15 protein-coding genes are annotated in these 15,504 nt (G+C 70.8%); 4 read left to right on the top strand and 11 right to left on the bottom strand.

All coding sequences use genetic code 11. From position 1 onward, the window contains the following. Window positions 1–9 precede the first annotated feature (9 nt). Together OG741_RS24865 and OG741_RS24860 are read right to left on the bottom strand one after the other, a co-directional pair. Window positions 10–1,302, bottom strand: a complete 1,293-nt coding sequence (locus tag OG741_RS24865; RefSeq protein WP_405601371.1) for a cytidylyltransferase domain-containing protein — start codon at window positions 1,300–1,302, stop codon at window positions 10–12. Window positions 1,303–1,352: 50 nt separating this feature from the next. Continuing rightward, on the bottom strand, window positions 1,353–2,678 hold the full coding sequence (locus OG741_RS24860) for a DUF6716 putative glycosyltransferase (RefSeq protein WP_405601369.1): 1,326 nt from the start codon (window positions 2,676–2,678) through the stop codon (window positions 1,353–1,355). 187 nt (window positions 2,679–2,865) lie between these two features. On the opposite strand from OG741_RS24860, the gene OG741_RS24855 reads away from it, so the two are divergent. Together OG741_RS24855 and OG741_RS24850 are read left to right on the top strand one after the other, a co-directional pair. Next, window positions 2,866–3,846 (top strand): glycosyltransferase family 2 protein, encoded by a 981-nt coding sequence (locus tag OG741_RS24855; protein WP_405601367.1) that lies wholly within the window; start codon window positions 2,866–2,868, stop codon window positions 3,844–3,846. Further along, window positions 3,846–5,165, top strand: a complete 1,320-nt coding sequence (locus OG741_RS24850; protein ID WP_405601366.1) for a polysialyltransferase family glycosyltransferase — start codon at window positions 3,846–3,848, stop codon at window positions 5,163–5,165. The genes OG741_RS24855 and OG741_RS24850 overlap by 1 nt, the downstream gene beginning before the upstream one ends. A gap of 115 nt (window positions 5,166–5,280) precedes the next feature. Here OG741_RS24850 and OG741_RS24845 read toward each other — a convergent pair whose 3' ends face one another. Further along, window positions 5,281–5,928 (bottom strand): TetR/AcrR family transcriptional regulator C-terminal domain-containing protein, encoded by a 648-nt coding sequence (locus tag OG741_RS24845; RefSeq protein WP_405601364.1) that lies wholly within the window; start codon window positions 5,926–5,928, stop codon window positions 5,281–5,283. Between the two features lie 38 nt (window positions 5,929–5,966). On the opposite strand from OG741_RS24845, the gene OG741_RS24840 reads away from it, so the two are divergent. Next, on the top strand, window positions 5,967–7,373 hold the full coding sequence (locus tag OG741_RS24840) for an FAD-dependent monooxygenase (protein WP_405601361.1): 1,407 nt from the start codon (window positions 5,967–5,969) through the stop codon (window positions 7,371–7,373). Here the strand turns inward: OG741_RS24840 and OG741_RS24835 are convergent. Next, complete coding sequence (locus tag OG741_RS24835) at window positions 7,370–7,942, bottom strand: Uma2 family endonuclease (RefSeq protein ID WP_405605752.1); 573 nt, start codon at window positions 7,940–7,942, stop codon at window positions 7,370–7,372. The genes OG741_RS24840 and OG741_RS24835 overlap by 4 nt on opposite strands. Before the next feature lie 97 nt (window positions 7,943–8,039). Beyond that, window positions 8,040–9,620 (bottom strand): methylmalonyl-CoA mutase, encoded by a 1,581-nt coding sequence (locus OG741_RS24830; RefSeq protein ID WP_405601359.1) that lies wholly within the window; start codon window positions 9,618–9,620, stop codon window positions 8,040–8,042. A gap of 208 nt (window positions 9,621–9,828) precedes the next feature. On the opposite strand from OG741_RS24830, the gene OG741_RS24825 reads away from it, so the two are divergent. Next, window positions 9,829–10,695 carry a L,D-transpeptidase family protein gene (locus tag OG741_RS24825; RefSeq protein ID WP_405601356.1) on the top strand — a complete coding sequence of 289 codons (867 nt, stop codon included), beginning with the start codon at window positions 9,829–9,831 and terminating at the stop codon, window positions 10,693–10,695. Between the two features lie 203 nt (window positions 10,696–10,898). Here the strand turns inward: OG741_RS24825 and OG741_RS24820 are convergent, their stop codons facing one another. The 6 genes from OG741_RS24820 to OG741_RS24795 form a co-directional block, all read right to left on the bottom strand. Continuing rightward, complete coding sequence (locus OG741_RS24820; protein ID WP_405601355.1) at window positions 10,899–11,894, bottom strand: hypothetical protein; 996 nt, start codon at window positions 11,892–11,894, stop codon at window positions 10,899–10,901. Then, the gene (locus tag OG741_RS24815) at window positions 11,894–12,649 is read right to left on the bottom strand and encodes an RNA polymerase sigma factor (RefSeq protein ID WP_405601353.1); all 756 of its coding nucleotides are present in this window, start codon (window positions 12,647–12,649) and stop codon (window positions 11,894–11,896) included. Before OG741_RS24815 ends, OG741_RS24820 begins: the two co-directional genes overlap by 1 nt. Before the next feature lie 264 nt (window positions 12,650–12,913). After that, window positions 12,914–13,684 (bottom strand): hypothetical protein, encoded by a 771-nt coding sequence (locus OG741_RS24810; protein WP_405601351.1) that lies wholly within the window; start codon window positions 13,682–13,684, stop codon window positions 12,914–12,916. A gap of 3 nt (window positions 13,685–13,687) precedes the next feature. Next, on the bottom strand, window positions 13,688–14,248 hold the full coding sequence (locus OG741_RS24805; RefSeq protein ID WP_389372553.1) for an RNA polymerase sigma factor: 561 nt from the start codon (window positions 14,246–14,248) through the stop codon (window positions 13,688–13,690). A 69-nt stretch (window positions 14,249–14,317) separates the two neighbouring features. Then, on the bottom strand, window positions 14,318–14,770 hold the full coding sequence (locus OG741_RS24800; protein WP_405601348.1) for a hypothetical protein: 453 nt from the start codon (window positions 14,768–14,770) through the stop codon (window positions 14,318–14,320). Window positions 14,771–14,896: 126 nt separating this feature from the next. Further along, complete coding sequence (locus OG741_RS24795; protein WP_405601346.1) at window positions 14,897–15,475, bottom strand: L,D-transpeptidase family protein; 579 nt, start codon at window positions 15,473–15,475, stop codon at window positions 14,897–14,899. Window positions 15,476–15,504: the final 29 nt, after the last annotated feature.

The raw sequence follows: 15,504 nt of genomic DNA, 5'->3' as shown, positions 1-15,504 counted from the left end.
GGTCGTTCCTTACTTCTCGGGGGAGTTGTGGGACGTGGCAGGGGTTGCGGGGGTGTTCTCAGGGGTGTTGAGCGTCGGGCCGAGGAGCCAGGAGGCGATCTCGCGGATCGCCCCCTCGCCGCCACGCGTGGCAGTGACGGCGCGCGCCGCGGCACGTACGGAGCCGTGCGCACTCGCGACGGCCACGGGCCAGCCGACGAGGTGGAAGCACGGAAGATCGTTGACGTCGTTGCCGACGTAGAGCACCCGGTCGGGGGCGATGCCCCGCTCCTCGCACCACTGCTTCAGCGCGAGGTCCTTGCGGTCGATGCCGTGCAGGACCGGGATGTCGAGCTTGCGGCCGCGTGCGGCGACGACCGGGTTCTGCTCGGTCGACAGGATCAGCAGTTCCAGGCCCGCCCTGCGCAGATGCGCGATGCCGAGGCCGTCGCCGCGGTGCACGGCGACCGTCTCGTGGCCGTCCGCGTCGATCCAGACGCGGTCGTCGGTCTGGGTGCCGTCGAAGTCCAGGACGACGGCGTCGACGTCCTCGCGCGTGGGCAGCGCGGGGGTGTCGAGGAGCGGCGCGAGCGCGCGGGCCCGGGCCAGGTCGTGCGGGTCGTCGACTTCGAGGACCCGCGCGGGGTCGGTGCGCACCAGCGCAGTGCGGCCGAAGAAGCGGTGCCCGGCCTCCCGGAAGCCGGTGGCGGACATCGCGTACGCGGCCCCGGTCTCCAGGAAGTCCTGCGGCCGGTCCTGGCGGCGGGGCCGGAAGGACGCGTCGTGGTTGACGCCGTATCCGCGGGCCGCGGCGGTGTCGACGAGCACCGCGGTGGAGCCGCCGACGCGCTGGGCGCCGATGACCGCCGGGCCCGCGTCGCTCTCGTCCTCGCGCCAGACGAAGCCGTGGAAGGGGGCCACGGTGACCGCGCTGTCCGCGCCGCCCTCGATGACCGCGGACGCGACACCCTCGACGTCCTCGCGGGTGAGGAAGGGGCTGGTGCACTGGACGAGCAGGACCACGTCCACGGGCGCGCCGTGCATCGCCTCGTGGGCGTCCATCGCGTGCAGCACCGCGGCCTCGCTGGTGGCGGTGTCCCCGGCGATCGCGGCGGGACGCAGCACCACTTCGGCTCCCGCGGCGCGTGCCGCGGCAGCGATGTCCGCGTCGTCCGTGGAGACCACCACATCGGTGACCAGGCGGGCGGCGAGGCTCTCGCGCACGGCTCGTGCGACGAGCGGCACACCGGCCACGGGGGCCAGGTTCTTGGCCGGTACGCCCTTGGAGCCGCCCCGGGCGGGAATCACGGCGAGAACGGTCATCGGTGCTCCTGAGTACGGAAGTGGAGAGGTTGCGCTGGTGCGGGCGGGCCTCACAGTTCGCCCATCCGGCGGATGACAGGGGCGACGCGCTGCACGCCGTGGCGGTACGCGCCGCGCGCCGCATTGCGTACGGCCTCGCGCACCACGCGCCTCAGTCCGCTGGTCTCCGCCTTCGGGGCCGCGCCCGGCAGCGGGGTGCCGTCGGGGGCCAGGTGGTGGCGGGCGAGGATGCCGGGCAGATAGCCGGGCGCGGTGGCGGGGGTGTAGTACGGCGCGATCGGCGCGAGCTCCGGCCGTTCAAGGAGTTCGGCGACGCGCTTGCGGGCCGCGTCGAAGGCGGTGTCGTACGCACCGTCGGCGGCGACGCCCTGCCGCGCCAGCCAGTCCCGGTCGGGGACCGGACGGTGGCCGCCGTCCAGCTGGTCCCAGGAGGCCAGCAGCCCGGAGCCGAGGAAGTGGTGGTTGCCGAGCGCCTCGCGCACACCCAGGTCGCTGAGGACCGCGGTGGGCACGCCCCGGTGCAGGGACTCCAGCGCGGCCGTCGAGGAGACCGTCACCAGCAGGTCGGTACGGTCGAGCACCTCGCCCATGTGCCCGTACACGAGGCGGAAGTTGGGCGGCAGTCCGCCGGGCAGCTTGTCGGCGAGCTTCTGGTAGGGCAGCTCTTCGAGGTGTGTGGTGTGCTCGCCCGGCTTGGAGCGCAGCTTCAGCAGCACCTCGCGGTGCGGGTGGAGCCTGGCGTGCTCGACGAGCCGGCGCAGCAGATAGGTGCGGTCGGCGCGGGACTCGGGCACGGAGGGCTGGGCAGCGAAGACGACGGTGTCGCGGCCCTCCTCGGGCGCGTAGGGCGCGCCGCCGAGGAAGGGAAGCGCGGCTTCGGTGACGGAGGAGGCATCGGCGCCCACGCCCTCGTACACCGCGCGGAATCGGTCCGCGTCGTGCCGGGAGTTGGCGAGGACGACATCCGCGCCGTGCCGCAGCAGCAGGCCGTCGGCGAGCTTTTCGTATACGACTCCGACGTAGCCGGTGACGACGACGGGCCGCTCGGCCAGACGCAGGGCGGCCATTCCGTGGAGCATCGCCTGGACCCCGCCGCCGACGAGGGCGAGCACGACCACGTCGTACCCCTCGTCACGTATCGCCCGCAGGAACTCGTTCCCGGTGACCTCGCGCAGCTCGTCGGCGCTCACGTTGACCTCGGCGAGCTGGCGGGCCGTGGGAGTGGCCCGGCCGCGCAGCAGAAAGCCGCTCAGCTCGATGGGGTTGGTCGCGTCGTCCGGGGCGATACGGCGCGCGGTGAGCGCGCCCCATTTCCACCGGGTGTCGGAGTCGGCGAGCACGGCGACCCGTACGGCCTCGCTGGTACTTGATGGCACGTCGAGGACGTTAGAAAGGCATTCCGTTTGACGGCCCAACTGGACCGCAACAGATGGTTAACAGCGTGTCGACGGTTGGCGAAAATGCCAGGGAATCAGGCTGGTTAACCATTCCGCCATTCTTCGTTCACCCATCATCTCTCCCAGCGACAGGGCGAATGCCGGGTGGCGACCTAACCTCACGCGGGTGGTTAAGCTCTCCGTCATCGTGCCGTTCTACAACGTGCAGACATACGCGCCCGACACACTCAGAAGTCTCCAGGCGAACGCCCGCGAGGACTTCGAATTCCTGCTGGTCGACGACTGTTCGACGGACGGGACGCCGGAGATCCTCGAGCGCGCGGAGCGCGAGATTCCGGGCGCTCGGCTGATCAGACATGAACAGAACGGCGGGCTCGCCACCGCGCGCAACACCGGCCTCGACGCCGCGAGCGGGGAGTACCTCACCTTCCTGGACGGCGACGACTGGCTGGCGCCCGGCCACTACGAGACGCTGCTCACGGCCATCGAGGAGCTGGGCTGCGACTTCGTCCGCACCGACCATGTGCAGTGCACGGCAAGGGCTCGGACGGTCCACCGTGTCCCGGTCGGCCGGCGCGGCGAGGTGTTGCGTCCGCGTGACGTGATCCTGCCCGCGGACCGCTCCACCGGCGTCGACTATCCGATGGCATGGGCGGGGATGTACCACCGGCGGCTCGCCGAGCGCGGGCTGCTGCACTTCACCGACGGGCTGCGCACCGCCGAGGACCGGCCGTGGATCTGGCGGCTGCACCGCGAAGCGGAAACTTTCGCCGCGATCAGCCACTTGGGGATCTTCTACCGACGCGGCGTCGCATCATCCCTGACACAAATCGGTGACATTCGGCAGCTCGATTTCATCCGCGCATTCGACCAGGTGCTCGAAGAAACGGCGAAGGATCACGATTCCGCTCGCCTTCTTCCAAAAGCCGTGCGAACGTACTGTGCCGTTATTTCCCACCACCTGGGATCAGTTGAGAGGTTCGAACCCGCAGTGGCGCGGAAATTGCGTGCGATGAGCGCGGCGGCACTGAAACGGATGCCGCAGGACATTTTGAAGGAAGCGCTCGACTCGATGGACTCCGAGCGCGCGTCCAGGCTGCGCAGGCTGCGCCGCCGCCCCTCTCTCTCGGCGGAGGCCGCGGCCTGATGCGTACGACCCAGATCTTCTACGCGTCCTCCCTGTACGGGGCCGCCACGCTCGCCGCGGCGATCGACAGCGGCGCCTTCGCGACGGCCGACCGGCGCCTGCTCCTGGTCGCCAACAACGCCACGACGCCGGAGACTTCGCCGCCGCTCGACGCGATGCCCGGCTTCGAGCAGCTGCGGGGCCGCTTCGACGGGGTGCTGTCCTGGAACGAGGCCATCGCCCCCTTCCATCCGGGAGGCTGGTCGCCGCGCCAGGACGACATCCCGATGTGGGAGCGGTATCTGCGGATGCTGTGGGACCTCGGCGACGACAGCATCGAGCTGGCCGTCGAGTCCATCCAGGTCACCCCGGCGCTCGCGATCGCGCAGCTCTTCCCGGACGCCAAGCTGGACGTGTACGCGGACGGGCTGATGAGCTACGGCCCCACCCGCAACAAGATCGACCCGCTGGTCGGCGAGCGGGTGCGCACGCTGTTCCACCTGGACCTCGTACCGGGCCTGAAGCCGCTGCTGCTCGCGGAGTTCGGCGCCGAGCCGAAGGTCGTGCCGACCGAGGCCTTCGTCAAGGTCGTCGCCGAACTCGCCGACACCGTGACCGACCTGGCACCCGTCGAGGGCGACGGTCCGGCACTGCTGCTCGGCCAGTACCTCGCCGCGCTCGGCATCATCACGCACGAGGAGGAAGAGACCCTCCATCTGCGGATGGTGCGGGGCGCGGTCGCGCTCGGCCACCGGCGGATCGTATTCAAACCGCACCCCACCGCGCCGGCGTCCTGGACGCGCGCGCTGGAGCGCGAGGCGGAGGCGCTGGAGGCGGAACTGACCGTCCTGGACCGGCCGATCATCGCGGAAGCGCTCTACCGTCAGCTGCGGCCCGCCCTGGTGGCGGGCTGCTTCTCGACCGCGCTCTTCACGGCGAGCACCTTCTACGGCATCCCCGTCGCCCGGATCGGCACGGAGCCGCTGCTCGACCGGCTCACGCCGTACCAGAACAGCAACCGGATCCCGGTGACGCTCGTCGACGCACTGGTCCCGGACCTGGCGCTCGGCGAGTCCGGCACGCCCAAGGAGGCGGACGACACACTGAAGGGCCTGGTCACCTCCGTCGGCTACGCGATGCAGCCGCAGCTGCGGCCGGATCTGCGGGAGGCGGCGGTGGCGCATCTCGGCCGCCACATGGACTCGCGCACGATGCGCTACTTCAAGCGGCGCAGGCTGACGGTGCTGGGCCTGCCGGGAGGCATCCCGGTCCCGCGGCACGCGGCGGTACGACGGGTGGTGCGCAGGGCACGCCGCCTGAAGCGGGTGGCGCTGGGCTGAGTATTCAGCCCGTCCGGCGTTTGAGGACATGCGGCCGAAGGTCGCATGCGGGGTCCGGGGCGAAGCCCCGGTTACGGGAAGGGGCGGGGCGCGGGGACCAGGCCCGCCGCAGGCGCTACCCGCCGCCCCGCAGCACCGCTCCCACCCCCGCCACCATCGCCGCCAGCCCCACCTCGAACCCCTCCGCGTGGCCGCGGAAAATCTCCTCCCCCGCCGCCGCCGCGAGCGGATACTCCGCGAGCCGCTCGGCGCGCGCCGCCAGGTCGTACCCCTCCGCGCCCGTCGCCGGGTCCGGCCCCATCGACTGTTCCTCGATGACGTAGCCGATCGTGTAGCTGTACGCCGTGAGCCACGCCCGCGCCGCCGCGCCCGGCGTGAAGCCCGCCTCCGTGAGCAGGCGCAGATGCGCCTCCATCGGCGCGGCGTAGCTCGTGTCCGTGAAGTGCGTACCGCTGTAGACCTTCGCGCCGTCCCGGTAGCGCAGCAGATGCTCCCGCAGCCCCCGCATCGCCGCGGCGAGGACCTCCGGCCAGTCGCCCCGCGGCTCCGACGGCGCGAGGTCCGCCGCCATCCGCCGCACCATCTCCGTGGCCATCTCGTCGAGCAGCGCCTGCTTGTCCTTGAAGTGCCAGTACAGCGCGGGCGCCTTGACGTCGAGTTCCTTGGCGATCGCGCGCAGCGTCAGTCCTTCCAGGCCCACTTCGTTGAGCAGGCGAAGGGCGGCCCGCGCCACCCGGGTCCGGTCGAGTCGTTCAGCAGCCACCTTGACAACTTAACAGCGTTAAGCTCATCCTTCCAATCATGGAACTTAACAGCGTTAAGGAAACGGACGTACTGATCGTGGGGGCCGGACCCACCGGGCTCGCCCTCGCCTGCGATCTGACCCGCCGCGGCGTGCGCGCCCTCGTCGTGGAGCAGTCGGACGCCCTCTTCCCCGGCTCCCGCGGCAAGGGCATCCAGCCCCGCACCATGGAGGTCCTCGACGACCTGGGCGTGGTGGACGCGGTCCTCGCGTCGGGCGGGGCGGCCCCGGTCGGGATGGTCTGGCAGAACGGCGCCCGGCAGGGCGAGCACGACATGTTCGAGCGCCCCGGGCCCACGGATTCCGCGCCGTACGGAGAGCCCTGGCTGCTCCCCCAGTGGCGCACCCAGCAGATCCTGCACGCCCGGCTGACCGAGCTCGGCGGCAGCGTCGCCTTCGGCACCACGCTGACGCGGATCGCCCAGGACGAGCACGGCGTGAGCGCGCAGCTGTCGACCGGGACGGTGCGCGCCGTCTACGCGGTCGCGGCCGACGGGGGCCGCTCCACGGTGCGCCGGGCGCTGGGCATCGCGATGACCGGCGAGGACGTCGACCCTGCGCCGATGCTGGTCGCCGATGTCCGCATCCCCACCCTGGACCGGCTCAACTGGCACGTCTTCCCCAGTGACGGCGGCGGCTATCTCGCCCTCTGCCCGCTGCCGGGCACGGACGACTTCCAGCTGGTGGGACAGTGCACCGACGGCGAGCCGGACATCTCGCCCGCGGGCGTACGGGCCCTGGTCGCCGCCCGCACCCATCTGACCGCCGACGAGGTCACCGAGATCCTGTGGGCATCGGACTTCCGGCCGCGCGCGGCGATGGCCGAGCGCTTCAGTGAAGGGCGGGTGTTCCTGGCGGGCGACGCGGCCCACGTCCACTCCCCCGCCGGCGGGCAGGGCCTCAACACCAGCGTCCAGGACGCGTACAACCTCGGCTGGAAGCTCGGCCAGGTACTGCGCCACGGCGCGCCCGGGTCACTGCTCGACACCTACGAGCAGGAACGGCTGCCCGTCGCCGCGCAGATGCTCGGCCTGTCGACTCGTATCCACCGCGGCGAGGAGCAGCGCGGCACGGCCACGATGCAGCTGGGCCTCGGCTACCGCGGCGGCCCGCTCGCCTGCGGCTCGGCGGGCGCACTGGAGGCGGGAGACCGCGCCCCGGACGGCCCGCTGCCAGGTGGGCGGCGGCTCTTCGACCTCTTCCGCGGCCCGCACTTCACCCTGCTCGCGGTCGGCACGGACGCCGAACTGCCCCTGCTGGAAGGCGAGTTGGTGCACGTACACCGCGTCGAGGCGTACGAGCCGTACGGCAAGGGACTCTTCCTCGTACGCCCGGACGGCTATGTCGGCTGGGCGGGCGAGGACACGACCGGCCTGAGCGACTACCTGGCGAGAGTCACGCGCTAGTCGTCGCCGTCGAGCAGCCGGTCAGCGGACAGCTCCAGGGCGAGGCCCACTGAGGGCGGGACGGTGACGGACATGCCGCGCTTGTACGTCGAGCACGTCCGGTACTCGTCGCCCTCGGGGTCGGCGTGCACCAGGACCCTGTCGTGCTTACGGTCCACAACGACGTACACAGGGATGCCTGCTCTGGCGTAGGTTTCGACCTTGATGACCATGTCGTTCGACCAGTTGGTCGACGTGACCTCAAGGACCAGGCGAAAGACGTGGGGTGCGTAGCAGTTCTTCTCGACGAGTGCGTCTTTGAAGTCGGCGTCGACAAGTGACAGGTCAGGCACCGCGTAGTCGTCCGGCCCTGTCGGCAGCCACAGACCGATACCTTGCAGATACTTGAGCCCTGCCTGCTGGGCCCCTGCCTCGTGGCACTTCACGATGAGCCACGACAGCGTCTCCTGGTGCGGCCCGTCAGGCGGCGGTGTCACAACAATGCTCCCGTTGAGGATCTCCACCCGGTGGCCGGGCAGCTCGTCCCAGAGACGGTCGGCAGCATCAGCAAGCGATGTCTCGTGCATCATCACAGCCACGGCACCCTCCATTTCGGAGCCCACTGTTCACGAGCGTATCCCGGGGGGCAGGCACTCCGCCCGGGATCACTCGTTCGGGGCATGCACTTCAGAACGCGTCGGTCGGGACGTACGTCCCCCACACCGCGCGCAGTGCGTCGCACACCTCGCCCACCGTCGCCCGCGCCTTCAGCGCGTCCTTCATCGGGTACAGCACGTTGTCCGTGCCCTCGGCCGCCTTGCTCAGCTCCGCGAGCGCCGCGTCGACAGCTTCCTGGTCGCGCTCGGCCCGCAGCCTCGACAGGCGCTCCGCCTGCTGTGCCTCGATCGCCGGGTCGACCCGCAGCGGCTCGTACGGCTCCTCCGCGTCCAGCGTGTAGCGGTTGACGCCGACCACGACCCGCTCGCCGCTGTCGGTCTGCTGCGCGATGCGGTACGCGCTGCGCTCGATCTCGTTCTTCTGGAAGCCGTGCTCGATCGCGCTGACCGCGCCCCCCAGGTCCTCGACCCGCCGCATCAGCGCCAGCGCCGCCTCCTCGACGTCGTCCGTCATCTTCTCGACGACGTACGAACCCGCGAAGGGGTCCACGGTCGCGGTCACATCGGTCTCGTACGCGAGGACCTGCTGCGTCCGCACGGCGAGCCTGGCCGACTTGTCCGTCGGCAGGGCGATCGCCTCGTCGAAGGAGTTGGTGTGCAGCGACTGGGTGCCGCCGAGCACCGCGGCGAGACCCTGGACGGCGACCCGTACCAGGTTCACCTCGGGCTGCTGCGCGGTCAGCTGCACCCCGGCCGTCTGGGTGTGGAAGCGCAGCATCAGCGACTTGGGGTTCTTCGCGCCGAACTCCTCACGCATCACCCGGGCCCAAATGCGCCGCGCGGCACGGAACTTGGCGACCTCCTCCAGGATCGTCGTACGGGCGACGAAGAAGAAGGACAGGCGCGGCGCGAAGTCGTCGACGTCCATGCCGGCCGCGACCGCCGTACGCACGTACTCGATGCCGTCCGCGAGTGTGAAGGCGATCTCCTGCGCGGGCGAGGCCCCGGCCTCCGCCATGTGGTAGCCGGAGATGGAGATGGTGTTCCACTTCGGGATCTCGGCCCGGCAGTACTTGAAGATGTCTGCGATCAGCCGCAGCGAGGGCTTGGGCGGGAAGATGTAGGTGCCGCGGGCGATGTACTCCTTGAGCACATCGTTCTGGATCGTGCCGGTGAGCTTGTCCGCGGGCACGCCCTGCTCCTCGCCGACGAGCTGGTAGAGCAGCAGGAGCAGCGCGGCGGGGGCGTTGATCGTCATCGAGGTGGAGACCTTGTCGAGCGGGATCCCGCCGAACAGGACGCGCATGTCGTCGATCGAGTCGATGGCCACGCCGACCTTGCCGACCTCGCCGTGGGCGAGCGGCGCATCGCTGTCGTGCCCCATCTGGGTCGGCAGGTCGAAGGCGACCGAGAGGCCCATGGTGCCGTGGGCGATGAGCTCCTTGTAGCGGGCGTTGGACTCGACGGCGGTGCCGAAGCCCGCGTACTGGCGCATCGTCCACGGACGGCCGGTGTACATCGACGGATACACACCGCGGGTGAAGGGATACGAGCCGGGCTCGCCCAGTTTCTCGGCCGGGTCCCACCCCTGAAGAGCCTCCGGCCCGTAGACCGGTTCGATGGGCAGTCCCGACTCGGACTCGCGCGCCATGTCTGTGCCTCCGCTGAAGCTACTCGTTGGTAACCGAACCTCGCGACGGACTGTAGCGACGGGTCCCCGGCGGATGGAGAGCCCCGCGCTGGGACCTGGGGCCTGCTCACAACCCTCCGCACGGCTTTCTCCCCATCATGCGCGGGATTGCGCAACCGAGCAGGCCGGGAATCTGTCTCATGAGGCACAGCAGATACAGGGGGGCGACATGCTTCGGAACATCGTCATACGCAGATCACTCGCCGCGGCCGCGGTGCTCGCCGTGACCGCGGGCTGCACGGCCCAGGCCGCGACCGGCCGCCCGGCCGACTCGAAGGCGGGGAACACGGCATCCGCGCAGCCGCCGTCTTCATCGGATCCGGCCACGCCGTCGGCGAAGCCGAGTGAGAAGCCCGGAGACAAGCCGAGTGAGAAGCCGGGTGAGTCCGCCTCCCCGAAGCCCAAGGTGCTGATGGCGAGCGGCACCAAGAGCGAGCAGGTGCGTGAACTGCAGGCCAGGCTGGCCCAGATCGGCTGGTTCGACGACACCCCGACCGGCACCTACGGTCCGGTGACGGTCGCCTCGGTCAAGGGTTTCCAGGGCAAGCGGGGGCTGCCGACAACCGGTGACACGGACACCGTGACGTGGCAGCGGCTGCTCGGGATGACGAAGGAGCCGACGCGCGACGAGCTGGCGGGCAGGACGGTCAACAAGCCTACGGCGAAGCTGGATCCGCGCTGTATGACGGGCCGGGTGATCTGCGTCAGCAAGACCACCCGCACGCTCTCCTGGGTGGTCAACGGCAAGGTGCGGTCGACGATGGACGTGCGCTTCGGCTCGCAGTACACGCCGACCCGCGAGGGCGTGTTCAGCGTGTTCCACAAGTCGCGGGACCACGTCTCGACGATCTACCACACGCCCATGCCGTACGCGATGTTCTTCAGCGGCGGTCAAGCGGTGCACTACTCCGCGGACTTCGCGGCCCGTGGCTACAACGGCGCGTCGCACGGCTGCGTCAATGTCCGGGACAAGGGAGCGATCGCCTCGCTCTTCAACCAGGTCAACAACGGCGACAAGGTCGTCGTCTACTGGTGAGTCGAGAAGGTCGGCCGTTAGGGGCGCGGGCGGGACCGGGGGAACGTGTCCCGCCCGCGCCATTTGCGCCGAGTCGTAGGTACGGGGGGAACCCCGGCTCAGGCGCAGCCGATGACCAGTCGGCTCACTTTCTACTGCGTCACAGGCTCGAAAAACGTCACACCTGGTGGGTCCGAAACTCGATCCCGGCAATGAAGCGCAGGTCAGAGCGCGAACAGCGGGGCGCTGGGCGGCGGCGAGGGAACACTTTCGGACGGTGCGGGCGTCCAGGCGACGGGCGGCACGGACGCGCTGCCCGACTGGCTGCCGCCGGAGAACTTCCCGGCGCCACCGTCACTGTCGTTGCTGTCACCGCTGCTGCTGCCGCTGCCACTGTCTGTGCCGCTCTCGCCGCCGCCGTCTCCGCTGCCCTGGGTGTCGCCGCCCAGCAGTTGGTCGCAGAAGCGCTCGATACGACCCGCACCCTTGGCCGCGGCCTCCAGCCGCCGCTTGATGTCCGGTGCGATATGGCCGCTGCGGTAGTCGCGGCAGGCGTCCGCCGTCTTGCGGTACCACTCCTCGCGCTGCTGACGGGACTTGTCCTCGTCCCCGCGCTGCTGTCCCGAGTTGCCGTCGGTGCCGCCGACGGCGGGGTCCGGAGCTCCGGTCCCGTCGCTCGGCGAGGGCGAGAGCGGCGTGCTCGGCGATCCCGAGGGGTACGGAGGAGCCACCGCTCCCCCGCCGGTGGGCGAGTCGGAGACCAGCGGCTCGGGGGTCGCGGCCGCCGAGACGGAGGAGGCGGGCAGCGGATCGCCGCTGAAGGGGCTGGGCAGGAGGCCGGTCGTCGCGGCGACGGCGGCGCCGCCGAGCGCGCAGCCGGCGACAGCGGCGACCAGCCCGAAGCGCACCGGGCGGCCGAAGCGCGAGCGGCGCGCAGGGCGCCGATGCGACGGAGCCAGCCGTACGGCGCCGACGGCTTCCCCGGCGGGCGCCGCGGCGTCCGCCCTGGCCTTGCGGAAGGCGGCCAAGGCGGCGGCCTCACCGGGCATTTCGCCGTCACCGGCGTAGTCGAGGGACTCGTTCCGGCCCGCCTCGTACAGCGCGCGGGAGAGTCGTGCGGCCTGGATGCGGGCGTGCTCGTCCGAGGCCTCGACCGGCTCGCCGCGCAGCATCCGCTCCGCCGCTTCCCTGTCAAGCCACTCGAACTGCTCGTCGGCCATCACATGTCCTTCTGCGTCCGCAGGCGTGAATGCGTCACACCGGCGGGCGCCGACGCGCCCGGCCGGGGCCCGCGCTGCGGCGGTACTCCGTTCAGATCCGCGCCACGCTCTTCGGGGGCCGAACCGTTCGAGCCGTTCGAATTATTCGGAGCGTCCCGACTGTCCGCATCGTCCTGACTGTCCATGAAGTCCGCATAGTCCGCGGCGTCCGCGCCCAGCAGCTCGGCGAGGCGCTTCAGCCCGCGGTGCGCTGCAGTCCGTACGGCTCCGGGCCGCTTGCCCAGCGTCTTGGCTGCGCTCTTCGCGTCGAGACCGACGACGACGCGCAGCACGACGGCCTCGGCCTGATCCTGCGGCAGCTGGGCGATGAGCGCCATGGTGCTGCCGGTTGCGAGCGCCTCCATGGCCTCGTCCGCAGTGTCCGACTCGGCGGGCTTGCCCGTCAGTTCAGTCTCGTCACCGCCCACGGCGGGGCGGCGGCCTCGCATGCGTATGTGGTCGAGGGCGCGGTTACGGGCGATCCGTGCGGCCCAGCCACGAAAACGGTCGGCGTCGCCGCTGAACCGGTCGAGGTCGCGGGCTATCTGGAGCCATGCCTCGGAGGCGACGTCCTCGGCGTCGGGCTCGCCGACCAAGGTGCGTACATACCCGAGCAGCCGCGGATGCACAGCGCGGTACACAGTCCGGAAGGCGTCTTCGTTCCCGGCCTGCGCCGCGAGCACCGCGGCGGTCAACTCCGCGTCGTCCCCCAGCACTACCCCATACCCTGTCCTGAATCGCAGCTGGTCACCACTGCCGCGCCACCCTGCGCGAATCAGCACGCTACGTGCTTGCACCGTGCCACGTCCACATTTTGTACAACCCGCAACATCATGCTGCCACAGCGGGGTGTGACAGAAAACGCACGCTCGGCGCTGAGAGAAGTACGGGGCCGCTCTGCGGCCCCGGCGAACGACGACCGGGGCCTCTCCTGTGGGGGGTGGCGGCCCCGGTCGTCCTTGCATGTCCAGGACTGCCGGTCAGCGGGGCCGGGCCGCCGGTATGTCCCGGCCGTCGGGGCTGGCCGCTCGCCCATGCCCCTGCTTCTCCGGCTTCTCTGTCTCTTTGGACGGCTTCCCTTTCGCGGGCTTTCCGTCCGGGCGGCCGTCCGCAGGGTTCGGCCGGATGTCGGACTTCTCACCCTGCAACAGCCGCTCGCAGTAGGCCCGTACGAACTCCGGCCCGCCCGCGGCCGCTTCCAGCCGATCCATGGCCGCGCCCCGGGGCGGCACGCCCCGTCGCGAAACGGCCGCCAGATACACGCGGCAGTGCGCGGCTGTGTCCCGCGCGGTGCCCGGACGTGCAGGGGGAGTCGCGTCCGCGGACGGCGGCGTGGGTCCCGCCGGGCTCTCCGGTGCTCCTGTCCCGCGCCGTTCGCGGGCCCGTTCTTCCTCCGGCCCCGGTTCCGCGGGCGCGCTCCGTACCGGCTTCGGCCCCGCGCCGCCCCCGAACGGCGACGGGATCGCGCCCTTCCCGGCCGCGACCGCAACCCCGCCCACCGCCGCCGCGGCGGCAACACCCGCCACCAGCGCCCTGAAGACCCGCACCCTGTACCGCTCACCGGCCGTCCGCCAGTCGTCCCGGCTCCGCCGCCACCGCACCCGCGCCGTGAACAGGCCCGCCTCGCGCGCCTCCCGGAACGCCTGGAGCGCCCGCTCCTCGGCACCGGTATCGAGCATGCCGGGCCGGCGCGCCGCCCCGAGCAGCCTTTCGAGCTCAGGTGTGCGCGGGTCCTGCGGTTCGGGTTTCATCTCTCATCCTTCGGCGTACGCCCTGGCCAGTAGCTCCGCCAGTCCCTTCAGTCCCCGGTGCGCCGCGGTGCGTACGGCGCCGGGGCGCTTGCCCAGTACCCGTGCCGCCGCCGGCCCGTCGAGTCCGACGACCACGCGCAGCAGTACGGCTTCCGCCTGCTCGCGCGGCAGCCGGCCGATCAGCGCGAGAGCACGCTCGGTGGAGAGCGTTTCGAGCGCCGCGGCGGCCGTGTCCTGTCCGCCCGGAAGGTCCAGCACGTCCTGCTCGAGTAAAGAGGTACGCGGACGCCGCTTCTGCTTACGCAGATGATCCAGGGCGCGGTGCCGGGCAATCGTCGCAGTCCAGCCCCGGAACCCCGCACCGTCCCCCCGGAACCGACCGAGGTCACGGGCGATCTCCAGCCACGCCTCGGCCGCCACGTCCTCGGCATCGTCGCCGACAAGCCCGCGGACGTACCCGATCAGCCCTGGCTGCACCAGCCGGTACGCAACGGCGAAGGCGTCCTCGTCCCCCTGCTGCGCCCGCTCGACGGCAGCTCCGAGTTCCGCGTCGTACGCCCCCACACTTCCCTCTCCGCACCAGCGCCTGTTGGCACATGCCCCTACTTCTCTGCGTACGGAGACCGAGAAACGTCACCGTCCGCAGGCGGCCCTCGAGTCGGCGGTCCTGCGCGCCCGCCCGTGCAGCAAAAGATAGAGGCGCTGAACGGATTCTTCAGGGCCGCCCAGTTCGAAGCGGTTGACGACCTTGCCGAGCGGATTCCACACCCGCCCGTCGGGCATCCGGACGCCCGCCGGCTGCCCGAACAACTCCCGCTGCGCGGCGCCGAGGTCGACCCACTCCGCCCCGGCCCGCCGGACGATCACCTCTCCCGTGTACGCCCCGAGTCCCTGGAGCAGCCCCGCGACCTGCCCGATGTCCGGACGGCTGCGGCGTACCCCGTCCACCATGAAGTCGACGAGCCGCAGGCTGGCGACGGAGTAGTCGAGCGGCAGCCTGCTGCGCTGCGTGAGGCGGTCGACGACCCCGGCTACGTACGCGCGCATGTCGGCAGCGCTGGGCAGCACTCCAAAGTCCGTATCCATGTATGCCCAAGCGCCAGGTCGGCGCAGAACATCACGGTGTCGGGAAGTGACGGTTCTCACACACGAGTTCGAGCATTGCGTACAGACGTCGTCACGCTTCGGGCGCCGTCCGCGTCGCCCGGTGCGTCAGCCGATGGCGATGCGCGGGTGGGCGCCGGGCTGGATCCAGGACATGATCCGGTCCATGGTCGAGCGCGGCACCGATACGCAACCCGCGGTCGCCCCCTTGCCGTTGACATGCAGGAAGATCCCGGCTCCGCGGCCGGGCGTGGCGGGCCAGCGGTTGAAGTTGATGACCAGGGCCTTGGCGTACTGGGTGGGGTAGTTGATGAGGTGCTCACTGCCGCGGTCACCGGTCTCGGTGAGCGGGAAGTCGGCCCCGGCCGCGGTGTGCATCTGGTTGTAGAACTTCGACTCGGGGTCCTGCACCCACCAGTGGCTGTCGTTGACCCGGGTGTACGGCATGCTCGTGCCGCCGGACTCGACACCGAAGCCCTCGGTGATGGTGTACGTGCCCGAGGGCGTGGTGTACGTGCTCTGCCTGCGTGTTGCGCCGTCGACGACGCCGTTCGAGCCGACCCGGCCGCTGTCGGAGATGACGGACTTCCAGCCGGACGACCCCTTGGCCCATGCGGTCACGGTGGCGTACGAGCCACTGGCCTTCACGGTGATGATCTGCGTGGCAGTGCCCACGTCGACGCGCACGGGAAAGTTCGGCGCGTGGGCGGTCGGAG

It is taken from the genome of Streptomyces sp. NBC_01410 (genome assembly GCF_045040195.1).
Taxonomy (GTDB): Bacteria; Actinomycetota; Actinomycetes; order Streptomycetales; family Streptomycetaceae; genus Streptomyces.
Note: the sequence above shows the minus strand (reverse complement) of the source record. Positions and strands in the feature narration are given on the sequence as shown.